This is a genomic window from Streptomyces sp. NPDC001700 (genome assembly GCF_053596435.1).
Genome location: NZ_JBSFGE010000041.1, coordinates 13,539 through 27,797, shown reverse-complemented (window position 1 = coordinate 27,797; position 14,259 = coordinate 13,539). Strand labels below are relative to the sequence as shown.

Here is a 14,259-nt window from a genome sequence, read left to right as displayed (position 1 = left end):
ACGCCTTAAGGTGCCGTGCGGGTCAGGGCCGCAGCGCGGACAGCGTCTGCGAGATGGACGCGATGACCCGAGGTGCCTCGTTGTTGAGGTAGAAGTGGCCACCGGCGTACGTGTGCATCTCGAACCCGCCGCTGGTGTGCTCGCTCCACTTGCGGGCCTCGTCGACCGTCGCCTTGGGGTCGTTGTCGCCCACGTGGACGTGGATGGGAGCGGCGAGCGGGGGGCCCGGAGTGTACCGGTAGGTCTCCGCGGCCTTGTAGTCGCTGCGGATCGCCGGAAGCACCATCCGCAGCAGCTCCTCGTCCCCGAGGACCTGCGAATCGGTGCCGCTGAGCGCCTGCATCTCGGCGATCAGGCCGTCGTCGTCGCGCAGATGCACCGACTCGTCGCGGTGCGCGGACGGCGCGCGCCGCCCCGAGGCGAACAGCGCCACGGGGTTCACGCCCTTCTGCTCCAGGCGCAGCGCCACCTCGAAGCCGAGCGTCGCGCCCATGCTGTGCCCGAAGAGCGCGAGCGGCTTGTCCGTGTACGGCAGCAGCTCGGGCACCAGCGCGTCGGCCAGCTCACCGATGGTGCCGACACACTCCTCGTTACGGCGGTCCTGGCGGCCCGGGTACTGGATGGCGAGTACGTCCACGCCCGGCGCGAGCGCCTTCGACACGGGGAAGTAGTAGGAGGCCGATCCGCCGGCGTGCGGAAGGCAGACGAGTCGCGTCGTCGCGTCCGGCGCGGGATGGAACTGCCTGATCCACAGACTGGTGCCGGTGGGGTTTGCGGTCACCTGACGTCCTTTCGTGCCGCTGGTCCAAAACGACGTGCGCTCGCGCGCACGCACACGGATTCAACCCTGCCGCGTCGCCCCGAATGGCTACAACCCCTATTTTCCGGACGGGTTGCCCCTAGGGTCCCTGGGGCCCCTAGCGCCTCTGGAGCCCCTACAGCTTCTGGAGCGGCACCCGTACGGGCCCGCTGGCGGCCGCGCGCACCGTCAGGGCCGCCAGCGCCTCCGGTGCGCCCGCCTGCCCCCGTATCCCCGGGAACGCGTTGATGTCCACGATCACCGGCCCGTCCGGCCCGCTCAGCACATCCACCCCGTACACCTCCAGCGCGAACACCGAGCCGACCCGCCGCACCAGCTCCAGCCACCCGGGCGGCAGTTCGTCCAGGGGGAGCGGCAGGGTGAGACGGCCCTCCTTGCCGACGGTCAGCTCGGAGGTCCGCAGCGCGGCGAACACCGTGTCCCCGACGGCCCACAGCTTGTGGTCCCAGCCGTCGTTGGGTGTGAAGTCCTGGACCACCACGGGCTCGTCGGGCCATGCGGCGGCCAGCTCCGCCAGCCGTTCGGGGCCGTCCACCCGGGCCACCAGATCGTGGCGGCGGCTGTGGCGGCTCTTGACCACCACGGGGTACGCGAGCCGCGCCGTGTCGAGTCGCGCCGCGTCGAGCCGTGCGAGCGCGGACACCGTACGGGTCTCCGCGAACGGCAGACCCGCCTGCCGCGCGAGCGACGCCATCGCCGTCCGGTCCTGACACAGTTCCGTGGCCGCGGCGGAGTTCACCACCGGCGCGCCGCGCTCCTCCAGGGACCGGGCCAGGGCCAGCGCCTTCGGCGTACGCGCCTTCAGCAGATAGACGTCGGCGAGCGCACCCGGCACGGACACGGCCTCCGGGCTCACCGCGAACAGCTCATGGCACGGCGTCAGCAGGGCCGCCGTGTCGGCCAGGAGCTGATGGTCCGGGTCGGCGGTGAGGAGACCGACCCTCATCCGGTGCCCCCGACCGCCGCGGGCATCTGCACCGGTACCCGCACCGATTCGGGCAGGGCGCCGAGCACCGCGCCGGGGCCGGTTCCGCCGCGCCGGGCCAGCTCCAGGACAGCGCGCCCCACCCGGGCGGCCGCGTCCGGCACCTCCTTGAAGCTGGGGAAGTCGTTGACGTCGACGACCACCGGGCCGTCCGGACCCAGCAGGATGTCGACGCCGTACAGATCGAGCCCGTACACCGTGCCGACCTCGGCGGCGATCGCGGCCACTTCGGGGGACAGCGCGACCCGGCGGCCCCGAGCCTCCGGGTCCGGGCCGAGCGGCGAGCCGCGCTCGGTCGCGTACAACTCGCCGCCGACGCAGTACACCTTGAGGTCGATGCCCGAGTTCGGCACATAGGGCTGGGCGATCAGCATGCCCTCCTGGGCCAGTTCGGGGCCGAGCGCCGCCAGCCGGTCCGGCGACGGCACCAGCCGGACCGCCCGCCCCGAGCTGCCGTCGGCGGGCTTGACCACCAGCGGGAACTCCGCGTCCGGTATCTCCGCCAGGGCTTCGGGCCGGGCCGCCGCGTAGGTGTCCGGCACCGGCAGGCCACGGCTGCGGCCGATCGCCGCGGCCAGCGCCTTGTCCCGCACCCCGCGGATGGACCGCGCGTCGTTGACGGTGGTGAGCCCGACCGAGGCCGCGGCCTCCAGCAGCATCAGACCGGGCCCGCCGGACACGGTCTTGAGCACCCAGGCGTCATGACTTCCGGCCTGTACGGCGTCGGATATCCGCATCAGGGAGCTGCCGGGCCGCAGGACGTCCACCTGGTGGCCCCAGGCGGTGAGCCGATGGATCACCTCTTGCGGCATGCCGTCGCGGCGATACCGCTCCTCCACCAGAAAGCAGAGTCTCATCGGCCTTCTTCCTCATTACCGGACACATCCCCCGGCTGCCGCCGAGCGGGTCCGGCAAGCCGTGGACCCACAGGATGTCATCACCTGTTCTCCCGTCATTTCCTGCCCCACCGGGTTGCTCCTCAGTCACCCTCTGTTTATCGCGCTAAGTTTCCTTTATTGTCCTGAACATGATGCTGACGCGACGGGAGCGGGAAGTTCTCGCGCTGCTGCGCCGGGACCCCCTGTGCGGAGCCCAGGCCATCGCCGACACCCTCGGCACCACCCGGGCGGCGGTCAACGTCCACCTCTCCAACCTGGGCAAGAAGGGCGCCATCCTCGGGCGCGGCTACATCCTCCGCCAGGAGCACGCGGTGGTGGTCGTCGGCGGCGCCAACGTCGACGTCAAGGTGCGCGGCCTGGCGCCGCTCGCGTACCGCACCAGCAATCCGGGCCACGCCCACACCAGCCCCGGTGGCGTGGCCCGCAACGTGGCGGAGAACCTGGCCCGGCTGGGCACCCCGACCCATCTCATCGCCGCCGTCGGGCAGGACCCGGCGGGGGAGCGGCTGCTGACCGAGACCCAGGCCACCGGCGTACGGATCGACCACGTCCACCGAAGTACGCACCCCACCGGCACCTATACGGCCGTGCTCGACGCCGACGGCGAACTGGCCGTGGCCATCGCCGACATGGCCGCCACCGACGGGCTCGGCCCCGAGCATCTGCAGCCCGCGCGCGAACTCATCGGCAACGCGAGCATGCTGGTCCTCGACGGAAATCTCTCCTCTGCCGCGCTGGCCTACGCGCTGGACATCGCGAGCGCCGCCGGGGTGCAGACCGTCATCGACCCGGTGAGCGTGCCCAAGGCGGCGCTGCTCGCCCCGCTGCTCGCCGCCGGGCGCCCGGTCTTCGCCGTCACCCCGAACGTGGCCGAGCTGGGCGCCCTCACCGGCCACGAAACCGGCTACGACACCGGCGGCGACGGGGAGTTGACCGAGGCGGCGGCCGCGCTGCACGAGCGCGGCGTCCAGTACGTATGGGTGCGGCTCGGCGAGCGAGGCTCGCTGCTCAGCGGCGCCGAGGAGGGTGTCACCTACCTGGACGCGCCCCCGGCCGAGGTCCAGGACGTGACCGGCGCCGGTGACGCGATGCTCGGCGCGTTCGTCCACGCCCTGCTCACCGGCGAGGACCCGGTGGCCGCCGCCCGCTACGGCCACGCCGCCGCCGCGCTGACGGTGGCGACCACCGCCACCGTACGGCCCGATCTGACCCCGCGCCTCGTCGAGGACGCGCTCACCCCGCGTCTCGCCGACGACGCGCGACACGCCCCACCGCGGAGGACGACATGACCACCCCCCACCCCCGGCTGACCCTCACCCAGGACGTCCGGGAGGCGCTGCGCGACGGACGGCCCGTGGTCGCGCTGGAGTCCACGATCATCAGCCACGGCATGCCGTATCCGCAGAACGTCGAGATGGCCACCGAGGTCGAGGCCATCATCCGCGCCGAGGGCGCGGTCCCGGCCACCATCGCCGTCCTCCACGGCACCCCGCGCATCGGGCTGGACCGCGCCGATCTGGAACTGCTCGCCACCGGCAGGTCCGTGGGCAAGGTCAGCGTGCGCGACCTCGCTCATGTCATGGCGCGCGGCGGCCATGGCGCGACCACCGTGGCGAGCACGATGCGGCTCGCCGCGCTCGCCGGAATCCGGACCTTCGTCACCGGTGGCATCGGCGGGGTGCACCGCGGGGCGCAGCAGTCCTTCGACATCAGCGCGGACCTCACCGAGCTGTCCACCACCCCGGTGGCGGTCATCAGCGCCGGGGTGAAGAGCATCCTCGACATCGGTCTCACCCTGGAGACCCTGGAAACCCTGGGCGTGCCGGTGCTCACCCACGGCACCGACGACTTCCCCGCGTTCTACTCCCGGGTGAGCGGCTTCACCTCCCCGCTGCGGGCCGACTCCCCGGAGGAGATCGCCGCCGTGATGCGCGCCCAGTGGGACCTGGGCCTGACGGCCGGGCTGAGCATCGCCAACCCGGTCCCGGAGGCGGACGAGATCCCCGCCGAACGGATCGACGGCATCATCGACCAGGCCCTCGCGGAGATGACGGAGGCGGGCATCGGCGGCAAGGACGCCACGCCCTATCTGCTGGGCCGCATCGTGGAGCTGACGAAGGGCGAGAGCCTGCGCACGAACATCGCGCTCGTCAAGAACAACGCCCGGCTCGGCGCGCGGATCGCGATCAGCTATGCGGCGTCCAACTAGGCTGCGCTGACGGTGGATTGACTTAGGACAGCGGCTGCGCCACTTCTCCTGCCGCGCCCTCAGATCACAGGCGGCGGACCTCGGCGAGGGTGACGCGGCCGCCGATCTCGATGGAGCCGTCCGGCTGGGGGCTGGTCAGGATCTGGGAGCCCTCGCCCTGCGTGATGTTGAGGGCGCGGCCCAGTTCGCCGGAGAGGATAAGCGCGGCGGCTCCGGTGGCCTCGTCCTCCACGATCCCGTCGCCGCGGCGCGGGAAGGCGCGGGCGCGCACCCGGCCCGCCGGTTCGTCCTGCCAGGCCCACGCGTACAACCAGCCCTCGCCCTCCGGAGGGGCGGGCAGGGCGTCGACCTCGGCGGGGGAGGCGTACTGCTGGGTGCGCCGCCCGGATGCCCACGCGGGGTGGCCGCCGATCCACGTGAACTCGCCGTCCTGGCGGGCCGGGACCTCGCCGACCGGCGGAAGCAGCTCGGGGAGGTCCAGCAGCCAGGCGGCGCCCACCAGCGGATGGCCCGCGAAGGGCAGCCGGACGCTCGGGGTGTAGATGTCGACGACGCCGCGTTCTGGATCGTCGACGAAGACGGTCTCGCTGAAGCCCAGCCGGGCGGCCAGCTCCTGCCGCGCCCGCTCACCGGGCACGGCGCCGCCGTCGCGCACCACGCCGAGTGCGTTGCCGCCGTGGCCGTGGGGGCCGCAGAACACTCTGAGTACGTCGAGATCCGTCATGGCCGCGACGTCAGACGTTCAGCTCGTGCTCGATGCGCTTCAGCCCGTGCCGGGCGAGCGCCAGGTTGGCCCGGGACCGGTCCAGGGCCAGGTAGAGGAAGAGCGACCCGTGGCTGACGGAGATCAGCCGGATGAGGTGGTACTGCGAGCCCAGCGTGATCAGGATGTCCTCGATGGCGTCCGTGATGCCGAGCGTGGCGAGCGTACGGACCTTGGCGCGGACGACCTCGGTGTTGCCCGCCGCGGCGATCTCGAGGTCGATTTCCTGGCCCCCGCCGATCGACCCGAGCGACATGCCGCTCTCGTAGTCCACGAGCGCGGCCCCCAGGGCCCCGTCGATGGCCATCGCTTCTTTGAGGGCGCTCTCGATGTTCATGTGCTTCCTTCGCGTGGCTGCTGGCCCGGTCCCGGTTGTTACCAAAGCTGTCGCCAGACGATAGCGCGGGAACCATAACTAGTAGCCGAGTGGTCCAACTTGTGCAAGATGATGCTTAAACTAACGTGCCTGATGGTGCGCAGCGAAAGGTCACAGGTGAACGCAGCCGAAGCGGCGCTCTCCGGAGCGCTCGCGTCTCCGGGAGTGATGGGCGTCCGTCTGGTGGACGCGGTCACCGGACTCCACTACGCCACGGTGGGGGACGCCGATACCGTCGGCCAGGGCGAGGAACTCGCCGAGGCGGTCAGTCTGATCAGCGACCGGCTGAACCAGGCCGGTGCGGCGGGCGAATTGGAGAGCGTGGTCGTCACCAGTACGCGCTTCCACCACATCACCCAGGTCGTGCCGCGCGGCCAGGACCCCCTGCTGCTGTGCGCGTCGGCCGACCGCGACCGCACCAATCTCGCCCTCGCCATGCGGCACATGGCCGACCAGGCGAAGGCCGTACTGACATGAACGACGGCACCACCAGCCACCGCAATTCGCCGCGCAACGTCCCCGGCCTGCTGCTTTCGCTCCAGCAGGATCGTTTCAGCGGAGCCGTGACCATCTCCGGTCCGATCGGCGGAACGATTCATCTGCACCACGGGGCGATCCGGGCGATCGAGACCCCCGGAGCGCCCACCGCGGAGGCGCTGCTGCTGAAGTCCCGGCGGATCGGCGAACCGGAGTGGGACGCCGCCTGCACCGCGGCCGGTCCCGGCGGACACCTCGACGCGACGCTCGTCGAAGAGGGCCACATCGGCGCCGCCGAACTCGAAGTCCTCTGCGTGGGTGCCCTCTACGACGCCGCCTTCGCGATGGCGCTCAGCACCCCCGACAACTGGCAGGTGGACCCGGACACCCCGGGCCCCCGGCTCAGCCACCGGGAGGGCACCGACCCCCGGCGGCTCACCGAGGAGACCAGCCGACGGGTGCGGACGCTGGCCAAGTCCCTCGGCTCGGCACGGGAGTTCGGCCAGCAGCGGGTCCGGCCGTCCGCCCGCGCCGCCGCCGGGATCGGGCGGCTCTCCACCCGCTACCGCGACATCCTGCTCAGCGCCGACGGACGCCGTACGCCCCGGGACATCGCGTTCGCGCTGGGCCGCGGCGTCTACGCGGTGATGCTCGACCTCTCCCGTATGCAGGCGCTCCAGCTCATCCAGCCGGAAGCGCCGCGGCCCCCGGCCACCGCGCCCCGTGTCGCGCCCCGCGACCCCACCGCGGAACCGCCGCGCGCCCCGGCGGCCCCCACCGGCGGCGGACTGCCCAGACGCACCCCGGCCGACCGGCGGCCGCAGAGCGCCGGCTGATCCGTCGACGGACACCAACTCCCACGGACGCGGGCGTCCGTGGGTCCCATTCCCCGTGGGAACACCGCGGGTTTCAGGAGTTCCACCGGAGTCCTAGGAGGACCCTCCCATGACCAACCCCCCACCCGCCGCCGGTGCGCAGTCCGGCGACCTCGTCAAGGAACTGACCGGTCTGCGCGGGCAGGTCCTGGGCATCTCCGAGAGCATCATCGCCACCGCCGACGGGCTGCTGGTGGCCGCCGACACCGCCGATGTGCAGCCGGAGTCCCTGGCCGCCCTCTCCGCTGCCTCGCTCGCGCTGGGCAAGCGCTCCGCCGCCGAAGTGGGGCTGGGCAGCCTCCGCGAGGTGGTCACCCGGTGCAACGGCGGCTACAGCGTCGTCCTGGCCGTCGGCGAACAGGCCCTGCTGGTGATCCTCGGCGACGAAGGCCTGGATCTGGCCGCGCTGCGCCGGGAAGCCCCGGCCGTGGTCGAACGGCTCGGCGGCCTGCTCTCCTGACGCCAGTGGCCCAGTTGGTAATCCAGTTGTCGGGGCCCAGGCCGCCGGTGTTGGGTGACCGGATGGACCTTGAGGCGATACGAGAACTGTTCGACCGGCAGCTGAGACAGGGGGCAGGGCCCGACGGACCCGGGACCCTGCTCGAGCGCGTGGACGGGGTGGTACGGCAGACCGGCGCCGCCGACGACTGGAACGGTGTCCGCTGGTCGGATCTGGACGCATCGACGGCGGACGCGGCCATCGCGGCGCAGATCCGGCACTTCACCGCCCGGGAGCGTGCCTTCGAGTGGAAGCTGTACGCCCATGACGGCCCCGGCGACCTCGGCGGGCGGCTCACTGCGGCCGGTTTCGCCGCCGAGCCCGAGGAGACGGTGATGGTCGCGCCGGTGCGGGGGCTGCCCACCACCGACGATCTCCCCGAGGGCGTCCGGCTGCTCCAGGTCACCGACGCCTCGGGGGTGGACCTCATGGTGGACGTCCACGCGCGGGCGTTCGGCACCGACAGCGATCACCTCAGGCACCGGCTGCTCACCCGGCTGCGCGAGGCACCGGACACGGTCGTCCCGGTCGTCGCCCTGGCCGGTGACCGGCCGGTGAGCGCCGCGCGGATGGAACTGACCCCGGGAACGGACTTCGCCGGGCTGTGGGGCGGCGGCACCGTGGCGGAGTGGCGCGGCCGGGGCCTCTACCGGGCGCTGATCACGTTCCGCGCCCGGATCGCCGCCGAGCGCGGCTACCGCTACCTCCAGGTCGACGCGTCCGACCAGAGCCGCCCGATCCTGGCGCGGCTCGGCTTCGCGACGCTGACCACCACCACGCCGTACGTGTACGGAAGCTAGGCGGCCCCCTCCTGGGATTCCGCTCGCCCCGGTGGCGTTGTCGGTGGGGTGCTCTACCGTCATTGCCATGATCACGTCTGACGATGTCCGCCGGGTCGCGCTGTCGCTGCCGCAGACGACCGAGAAGATCGCCTGGTCCATGCCCACCTTCCGGGTCGCCGGGAAGATGTTCGCCACGCTTCCCGAGGACGAGACCTCGATGGCCGTGCGCTGTCCCCGGGTGGAGCGGGACGAACTCGCGCTCGCCGAGCCGGAGAAGTTCTGGATCGCCGACCACGAGGCGAGTTTCGCTTGGGTGCGGGTGCGGCTCGCCGCCCTGGAAGACCTCGACGAGCTGCGGGACATCCTCGTCGACTCCTGGCGGCAGGCCGCGCCGAACGCGCTGCTCGACGCGCTGCCGGAGCCCGGCGCGGCGACCACGGACTGAGGCCTCCCCGGAGCGCGCCTCCCTCGGCGCACCTCACCAGAATGTGCTGGTATGTGCGTTCGAGGAGGTAACCGACACGGGTGAAATGCCGGACTCTTTCGGGCTATCGGAGTGCTGCCTTCCGCTCTTCGCGGTTCTCTGGAAGGAGACCACCGAGGGAGGCCGCATGGTGCACGGCCGCGATACGAACCGCCGCGCTACTCCCGGCCGGCCGTGCACCGTCCTGATGGTCGCGCTGCTGGCGATCACCCTGCTGCACGGTCTGCTCTCCCTCGGCGCCGTCCATCCGCCGCCGCCCTCCGTGAACCACTGCGGGCCCGGCGTCCTGTCACCGGCCGCGTCGCCGGAGGAGGGCGATCCGTCCGACCCGCGTCCCGCCGCCCGCGCCGCCCACGAGCTGGGCCGCCACCCGGCCGGTCATCCCGGGAGCGCCTGCGCCACCTCGGTCGGCTCCCACCGCTCCCTGCCCACGGCGCCCCTGCACTTCGCCGTCGCCGTCGTCCGCGCCCGTCCCGCGGACCGTACGACGGGCCCCGTGGTACCCGGCTCCGCCGTCGAGGCCACGCCTCGTCGGCTCCCCGCACGGGACGTCGTCCTGCGCTGCTGAGCGGGGACCGGGCCGTATCGCGTCCCCCGAACCCTCCCGCATTCCCCGCATCTCCCGTATGTGCCGCCGCACGGGCGGAGCGCGGGTGCGGTACGGCCTGCCCCGGATCAGCCAGTCGCCGTCCGACACCGCAGGAGCCCCCGCATGCCTATCGACGTCTACGCCGCCATGGGCGCACTGGTGCGCGCCGAAGCCGCGCGCCCGTCCGCCGTCCCCGCCCAGTCCGACGCCACCGCACCCCCGGTCGAGCCGCCCGAGGCCGCCCCCGTGGCCACACCCCACGACCCCGCGCCGCCCGGCGCCGCGCTGTCGTCCCGTACGGCCGCGCCCGGCCCGGTGCGGCGGCGCACCGGGTTCCTGGAGGCCCTGCGCATGGCGTGGCGCAGTGTGTGGGGGATCTGCCGCTGACGGACGCGGTCCCCGCCGGTCCCGGCACCCTGGCCACCGGTCAGGGGGCCGGGGCCTGATGTCGACATGGCGCTGTGGCCCGGCCGGTTGATGGCACCCGGGGGTTATTGCGTACGATCTGCAGGTGCATGAAATAAGCATCAGGACCGCGACAGCCGCCGACCTCGACGCCGCCCGTGGCGTGATGCTCGATACCGTCTACCGCGACTTCGGGACGGGATATGTGCCGCGCTGGCACGCCGACATCATCGACCCCGACGCCGCCTATCTGCGCTCGCCTCGGCACACGCTGCTGGTCGCGGTGGACGAGAAGGACGGGACGGTGGCCGGGACCGCGGCCCTCGACTCCCGGGGTCCGGCCCATCCTCCCAACCCCGCGTGGCTGGCGGAGCGGTATCCCTCGGGGGAGACCGCCCAGCTGCGCCGGGTGTACGTGCGGCCCGAGTACCGCCGCCAGGGGCTGGCCCGCCGGATGGTGCGCGCGCTGCTCGACTTCGCCGCGGCCGAGGGCGGATACCGCGCCGTCTATCTGCACACCGACCCGGGCGTGCCCGGTGCCGAGCCGTTCTGGCGGTCGCTGGGGAAGGCCGTGTGCGACGAGCGGGAGGAGCCCGGGGGCAGCCGGGTCCTGCACTTCGAGGTCCCCATGGCCTGACCACCCCATGGCCTGACCTCATGACCTGACCCCACGGCCTGCCCTCATGACCTGATTTCGTGGCCCGGCCTCCAGGGTGCGGGCTTATCGGGCTGCTGGAAATGATTATCATGTAATCTCTCTTTGCCCTCCCTGTGCAGCACCTGGAGCTGACCCATGCCCCCTGTCCGTCGCCGGATGGCCGCCGCCCTGCTGCTCGTCCCGCTGCTCACCGGCTGCTTCGCCTCCCCGGGCGGCACGGCCTACGACGCGACGGGCGGCTCCGGTGTCGGAGGCGGCGGACGGCTGCGGGTCGCGATGGCCTTCCCGCCCGCCGAGCGCTTCTCCCCGTACGGCGCCGACGCCACCCTGCTCAGCAGGCTCGGCGTCACCGAGGGACTGACCCGCCTGGACGGCAACGGCTCCGCGTCCCCCGCGCTCGCCGAGTCCTGGACCCAGGAGGGCCCCCGCGACTGGGTGTTCACCCTGCGCGAGGCCCAGTTCCAAGACGGCGCCGACGTCACCCCCAAGGCCGTCGCGAACGCCCTGAACCGCGCGGCGCACGCCGACCCGGTGCCCGCCGCGCTCTCCGGGGTCAAGCTCACGGCCAAGGCGGCGGGGAAGCGGCGGGTCCGGTTCACCACCTCGACCGACTACCCCGCGCTGCCGCTCACGCTCTCCAGCCCGAGCCTGGCCATCCTGTCCCCGAAGGCGTACGGGAAGAAGGGCAACCCCGACCCGGCGGGCACCGCCACCGGACCCTTCACCCTCGCCCGGTCCACCGGCACCGCCCGGGCCACCCTGAAACGCTTCGACGACTACTGGGGCGGCCTCGCCCACGTCTCCGGCCTCGACGTCCGCTTCATCGCCGACGGCACCGCCCGCACCAACGCGCTGCGCACCGGCGAGGCGGACATCGCCGAGGCCGTTCCGGTCTCCCAGGCGGCCACCCTCGACAAGCCCACCGTCCGGGAAGTCCCCACCGCCCGCACCACCGGCCTCTTCCTCAACACCCGCTCCGGCCCCTTCGCCGACCCGAAGGTCCGCGCCGCCGTCCGCGAGGCCACCCAGCCGGGCGTGTTCGCGCGGGGCGTGTACGAGGGCCACGCCGACCCCGGGCAGGGCGTGTTCGGCCCCGCCCTCTCCTGGGCCACCGGCGACCACCCCGCGCCCGCGGGCCGCGCCCCGGCCGCGCGCGTCGAGGACACCTCGATCACCCTCGGCACCTACGACAACCGGCCCGAACTGCCCGAGGCCGCCCAGGTGGTGCAACAGCAGCTGAAGAAGGCCGGATTCACGGTGAAGCTGCAGGTCCGGGAGTACTCCCGGCTGGAGGCCGACGCCCTCGCGGGCAAGTTCGACGCCATCGTCGCCGCGCGCAACACCATGCTCGACACCGGCGACCCCGTCTCGTACCTCGCCAGCGACTTCACCTGTAAAGGCAGCTACAACCTGGCCGGGCTGTGCGACAAGGCCGTGGACCGGGCCGTCGCCAAGGCCGACTCCCAGGCCGACATCGCCGAGCGGCACACCGCCTCGCTCGCCGCCCAGACCGCCATCATGCGCACCGACGCCGTCGTACCCCTGGTCCACCAGCGGATCATCCACGGCGTCGGCACCTCGGTACGGGGAGTGGAGCTCGACCCGTACGAGCGCACCCTCATCGGCCCCGGTACCCACCGTTGACCGGCATACGCCGCACCGCGGCCACCACCCCGAACGGACGGTCCACCGCGTTCAGCACGCTGTGGCGCACCGCCCTCGCCCTGCTGCTGCTGTGCGGCATCGGCCTGCTGCCCTGGCTGTCCCGGACAGACCCCGCCCTCACCGTGCTCAAGGCGCGCGGCGCCGAACGCGATCCCACCCCCGAGCTGCTGGACGCCATCCGCCGCGACATCGGCCTGGACGCCGGGCCGCTGAACCTCCTCGGCCGGTGGCTCGGCGGCCTGACCCACGGCGACGCGGGGACGTCCTGGCTCTCCGGTACGGACGTGGCCCCCATGGTCGCCCAGGCCCTCGGCTGTTCCCTGCTGCTGATGGCCGGGTCGCTGGTGGTCGCGGTGGCCACGGCCGGCGCGGTGTGCGCGCGCACCCTGTGGCTCGGCTCGCGGCGGCTGCCGCTGCCACGCGGCGCGGGGAGTGGTGGCGCGTTCCTCGCCGCGCTGCCCGAGTTCCTGACCGCCTCCGTGCTGGCCGCCGTCATCGGGGTGCGGCTCGGCTGGCTGCCTGCCGTCGGCTGGTACGGATGGCCCTGGCTGCCGCTGCCCGCGCTCGCGATGGGCGTGCCCGTCGGCGCCGCGCTCGGCCGCATCCTGGACGATGTCCTGCCCGGCGCCTTCGCGGAGCCGTGGGTGCGGGCCGCCGCCGCGCGCGGCATGCCCGCCGGGCGCATCGCTCGGCAGACGCTGCGCCGGGCCGTTCCCGGAGTCCTGCCCAACCTGGGCCTGTTCGTGGTCGGCTTCACCGGTGGCGCGGTCGCCGTCGAGCAGGTCTTCGACATCCCCGGGCTCGGGCGGCTCACCCTCCAGGCGGCCCTCGCCCAGGACCTGCCGGTCCTCCAGACCGGAACCCTCGTGCTCATCCTGTTCGCCACCGCCGTGGGCGGCGTGGCGCGGCTCGGGGCCCGGCTGCTGCTCGGCCCGGCGCTGCGCGACGGCGAACTGCCCTCCCTCCACCGGCCGTTCGGGCGACCCGCCCGCGCGCTCCCGCTGCTGTACGGGGCCGTCCTGCTCGCCGTCGTCGCCATCGGCGCGCTCCGCGACCCGATGGCGCTGGACCCCATGGCCCGCCTCGACGCCCCGTCCTGGCAGCACCCGTTCGGTACGGACGCGCTCGGCCGCGATCTGCTGGCCCGGGTGGGCCACGGCGCGCTCACCACCCTGGCCATCGCCGCCGCGGTGAGCGCCTGCGCGCTGGCCGTGGGGCTGCTGCTCGGCATGGTGCCCCGGCTGTCCGGGGGGCTCGTCGAGACCGCCAACGCGGTCCCGCCCGTGCTCGCCGGGCTGCTGGTCGCGGGCACGGCCGGGGCCGGTCCGTACACGCCCGCGCTCGCCGTCGGCGCCGTCGCCTGGGCGCCGCTGGCCGCGCACACCGCGGCCCTGCTGGGCCAGGAGCGCTCCGCCACCCACCTCGCCGCCACCCGCGCGCTCGGCGCGGGCCGCCGCCACGTGCTCCGCCGCCATCTGCTGCCCGCCGTGCTGCCACCGGTCGCGCGCCACGCGCTGCTGCGGCTGCCCGCCGTGGCGCTGGCACTCGCCTCCCTCGGCTTCCTGGGCCTCGGCGCCCAGCCGCCGTCCCCCGAGTGGGGCCGTCTCCTCGCCGAGAACCACCCCTACGCCGAACGCGCGCCCTGGGCCGTGCTCTACCCGGCCGCCGCGCTCGCCCTGCTCGGGGTGGTGGCGGTCACCTCGGCCGGGGGAGTGCGGTGGCCGGGACGGCGGAAACGGCGGTCGGCCGCGCTCGATTGACATAGATTGACAT

The 14,259-nt window shown here is 73.2% G+C and carries 17 protein-coding genes; 12 read left to right on the top strand and 5 right to left on the bottom strand.

Going from position 1 to position 14,259, the window contains the following annotated elements:
- Positions 1-22: 22 nt before the first annotated feature.
- The 3 genes from ACWC5C_RS40355 to ACWC5C_RS40345 all read right to left on the bottom strand — a co-directional run bounded on the left by ACWC5C_RS40355 (position 23) and on the right by ACWC5C_RS40345 (position 2,662).
- Positions 23-781, bottom strand: a complete 759-nt coding sequence (locus ACWC5C_RS40355; RefSeq protein ID WP_450884062.1) for a thioesterase II family protein — start codon at positions 779-781, stop codon at positions 23-25.
- 154 nt (positions 782-935) lie between these two features.
- Positions 936-1,766 carry an ATP-grasp domain-containing protein gene (locus tag ACWC5C_RS40350; RefSeq protein ID WP_450884060.1) on the bottom strand — a complete coding sequence of 277 codons (831 nt, stop codon included), beginning with the start codon at positions 1,764-1,766 and terminating at the stop codon, positions 936-938.
- Positions 1,763-2,662, bottom strand: a complete 900-nt coding sequence (locus ACWC5C_RS40345; protein ID WP_450884058.1) for an ATP-grasp domain-containing protein — start codon at positions 2,660-2,662, stop codon at positions 1,763-1,765. Before ACWC5C_RS40345 ends, ACWC5C_RS40350 begins: the two co-directional genes overlap by 4 nt.
- A gap of 170 nt (positions 2,663-2,832) precedes the next feature.
- On the opposite strand from ACWC5C_RS40345, the gene ACWC5C_RS40340 reads away from it, so the two are divergent.
- Together ACWC5C_RS40340 and ACWC5C_RS40335 are read left to right on the top strand one after the other, a co-directional pair.
- Positions 2,833-3,993: a PfkB family carbohydrate kinase gene (locus ACWC5C_RS40340; RefSeq protein WP_450884056.1), complete on the top strand. Its 1,161-nt coding sequence runs from the start codon at positions 2,833-2,835 to the stop codon at positions 3,991-3,993.
- Positions 3,990-4,913 carry a pseudouridine-5'-phosphate glycosidase gene (locus tag ACWC5C_RS40335; RefSeq protein ID WP_450884054.1) on the top strand — a complete coding sequence of 308 codons (924 nt, stop codon included), beginning with the start codon at positions 3,990-3,992 and terminating at the stop codon, positions 4,911-4,913. The genes ACWC5C_RS40340 and ACWC5C_RS40335 overlap by 4 nt, the downstream gene beginning before the upstream one ends.
- Positions 4,914-4,977: 64 nt before the next feature.
- Here ACWC5C_RS40335 and ACWC5C_RS40330 read toward each other — a convergent pair whose 3' ends face one another.
- A complete protein-coding gene (locus ACWC5C_RS40330; protein WP_450884052.1) occupies positions 4,978-5,637 on the bottom strand; it encodes a PhzF family phenazine biosynthesis protein in 660 nt (219 codons plus the stop codon).
- Between the two features lie 10 nt (positions 5,638-5,647).
- Entirely contained in the window at positions 5,648-6,013 is a 366-nt protein-coding gene (locus ACWC5C_RS40325; RefSeq protein ID WP_385441768.1) for a hypothetical protein, read from the bottom strand.
- 156 nt (positions 6,014-6,169) lie between these two features.
- Here ACWC5C_RS40325 and ACWC5C_RS40320 point away from each other — a divergent pair, with 156 nt between their 5' ends.
- The 10 genes from ACWC5C_RS40320 to ACWC5C_RS40275 all read left to right on the top strand — a co-directional run bounded on the left by ACWC5C_RS40320 (position 6,170) and on the right by ACWC5C_RS40275 (position 14,246).
- Positions 6,170-6,529 (top strand): hypothetical protein, encoded by a 360-nt coding sequence (locus ACWC5C_RS40320; protein ID WP_450884050.1) that lies wholly within the window; start codon positions 6,170-6,172, stop codon positions 6,527-6,529.
- Entirely contained in the window at positions 6,526-7,365 is an 840-nt protein-coding gene (locus tag ACWC5C_RS40315; protein WP_450884048.1) for a hypothetical protein, read from the top strand. Before ACWC5C_RS40320 ends, ACWC5C_RS40315 begins: the two co-directional genes overlap by 4 nt.
- 109 nt (positions 7,366-7,474) lie before the next feature.
- Positions 7,475-7,864: a roadblock/LC7 domain-containing protein gene (locus tag ACWC5C_RS40310; protein WP_385441760.1), complete on the top strand. Its 390-nt coding sequence runs from the start codon at positions 7,475-7,477 to the stop codon at positions 7,862-7,864.
- Positions 7,865-7,926: 62 nt separating this feature from the next.
- Positions 7,927-8,703, top strand: a complete 777-nt coding sequence (locus ACWC5C_RS40305) for a GNAT family N-acetyltransferase (protein ID WP_450884046.1) — start codon at positions 7,927-7,929, stop codon at positions 8,701-8,703.
- Positions 8,704-8,770: 67 nt separating this feature from the next.
- Positions 8,771-9,130, top strand: a complete 360-nt coding sequence (locus ACWC5C_RS40300) for an MmcQ/YjbR family DNA-binding protein (RefSeq protein ID WP_385441756.1) — start codon at positions 8,771-8,773, stop codon at positions 9,128-9,130.
- A gap of 166 nt (positions 9,131-9,296) precedes the next feature.
- Positions 9,297-9,737, top strand: a complete 441-nt coding sequence (locus ACWC5C_RS40295; protein ID WP_385441754.1) for a hypothetical protein — start codon at positions 9,297-9,299, stop codon at positions 9,735-9,737.
- 144 nt (positions 9,738-9,881) lie between these two features.
- On the top strand, positions 9,882-10,145 hold the full coding sequence (locus ACWC5C_RS40290) for a hypothetical protein (RefSeq protein ID WP_450884043.1): 264 nt from the start codon (positions 9,882-9,884) through the stop codon (positions 10,143-10,145).
- Positions 10,146-10,269: 124 nt separating this feature from the next.
- Positions 10,270-10,800 carry a GNAT family N-acetyltransferase gene (locus ACWC5C_RS40285; protein ID WP_450884041.1) on the top strand — a complete coding sequence of 177 codons (531 nt, stop codon included), beginning with the start codon at positions 10,270-10,272 and terminating at the stop codon, positions 10,798-10,800.
- Between the two features lie 156 nt (positions 10,801-10,956).
- Positions 10,957-12,465: an ABC transporter substrate-binding protein gene (locus tag ACWC5C_RS40280; RefSeq protein ID WP_450884039.1), complete on the top strand. Its 1,509-nt coding sequence runs from the start codon at positions 10,957-10,959 to the stop codon at positions 12,463-12,465.
- Complete coding sequence (locus tag ACWC5C_RS40275; protein ID WP_450884037.1) at positions 12,462-14,246, top strand: ABC transporter permease subunit; 1,785 nt, start codon at positions 12,462-12,464, stop codon at positions 14,244-14,246. The genes ACWC5C_RS40280 and ACWC5C_RS40275 overlap by 4 nt, the downstream gene beginning before the upstream one ends.
- Positions 14,247-14,259: the final 13 nt, after the last annotated feature.

Coding starts and splice junctions, on each gene's coding strand:
- ACWC5C_RS40345 (WP_450884058.1), bottom strand. CDS start 2,662: ATGAGACTCTGCTTTCTGGTGGAGGAGCGGTATCGCCGCGACGGCATG.
- ACWC5C_RS40325 (WP_385441768.1), bottom strand. CDS start 6,013: ATGAACATCGAGAGCGCCCTCAAAGAAGCGATGGCCATCGACGGGGCC.
- ACWC5C_RS40295 (WP_385441754.1), top strand. CDS start 9,297: ATGGTGCACGGCCGCGATACGAACCGCCGCGCTACTCCCGGCCGGCCG.
- ACWC5C_RS40340 (WP_450884056.1), top strand. CDS start 2,833: ATGATGCTGACGCGACGGGAGCGGGAAGTTCTCGCGCTGCTGCGCCGG.
- ACWC5C_RS40350 (WP_450884060.1), bottom strand. CDS start 1,766: ATGAGGGTCGGTCTCCTCACCGCCGACCCGGACCATCAGCTCCTGGCC.
- ACWC5C_RS40305 (WP_450884046.1), top strand. CDS start 7,927: ATGGACCTTGAGGCGATACGAGAACTGTTCGACCGGCAGCTGAGACAG.
- ACWC5C_RS40300 (WP_385441756.1), top strand. CDS start 8,771: ATGATCACGTCTGACGATGTCCGCCGGGTCGCGCTGTCGCTGCCGCAG.
- ACWC5C_RS40335 (WP_450884054.1), top strand. CDS start 3,990: ATGACCACCCCCCACCCCCGGCTGACCCTCACCCAGGACGTCCGGGAG.
- ACWC5C_RS40330 (WP_450884052.1), bottom strand. CDS start 5,637: ATGACGGATCTCGACGTACTCAGAGTGTTCTGCGGCCCCCACGGCCAC.
- ACWC5C_RS40315 (WP_450884048.1), top strand. CDS start 6,526: ATGAACGACGGCACCACCAGCCACCGCAATTCGCCGCGCAACGTCCCC.
- ACWC5C_RS40310 (WP_385441760.1), top strand. CDS start 7,475: ATGACCAACCCCCCACCCGCCGCCGGTGCGCAGTCCGGCGACCTCGTC.
- ACWC5C_RS40280 (WP_450884039.1), top strand. CDS start 10,957: ATGCCCCCTGTCCGTCGCCGGATGGCCGCCGCCCTGCTGCTCGTCCCG.
- ACWC5C_RS40290 (WP_450884043.1), top strand. CDS start 9,882: ATGCCTATCGACGTCTACGCCGCCATGGGCGCACTGGTGCGCGCCGAA.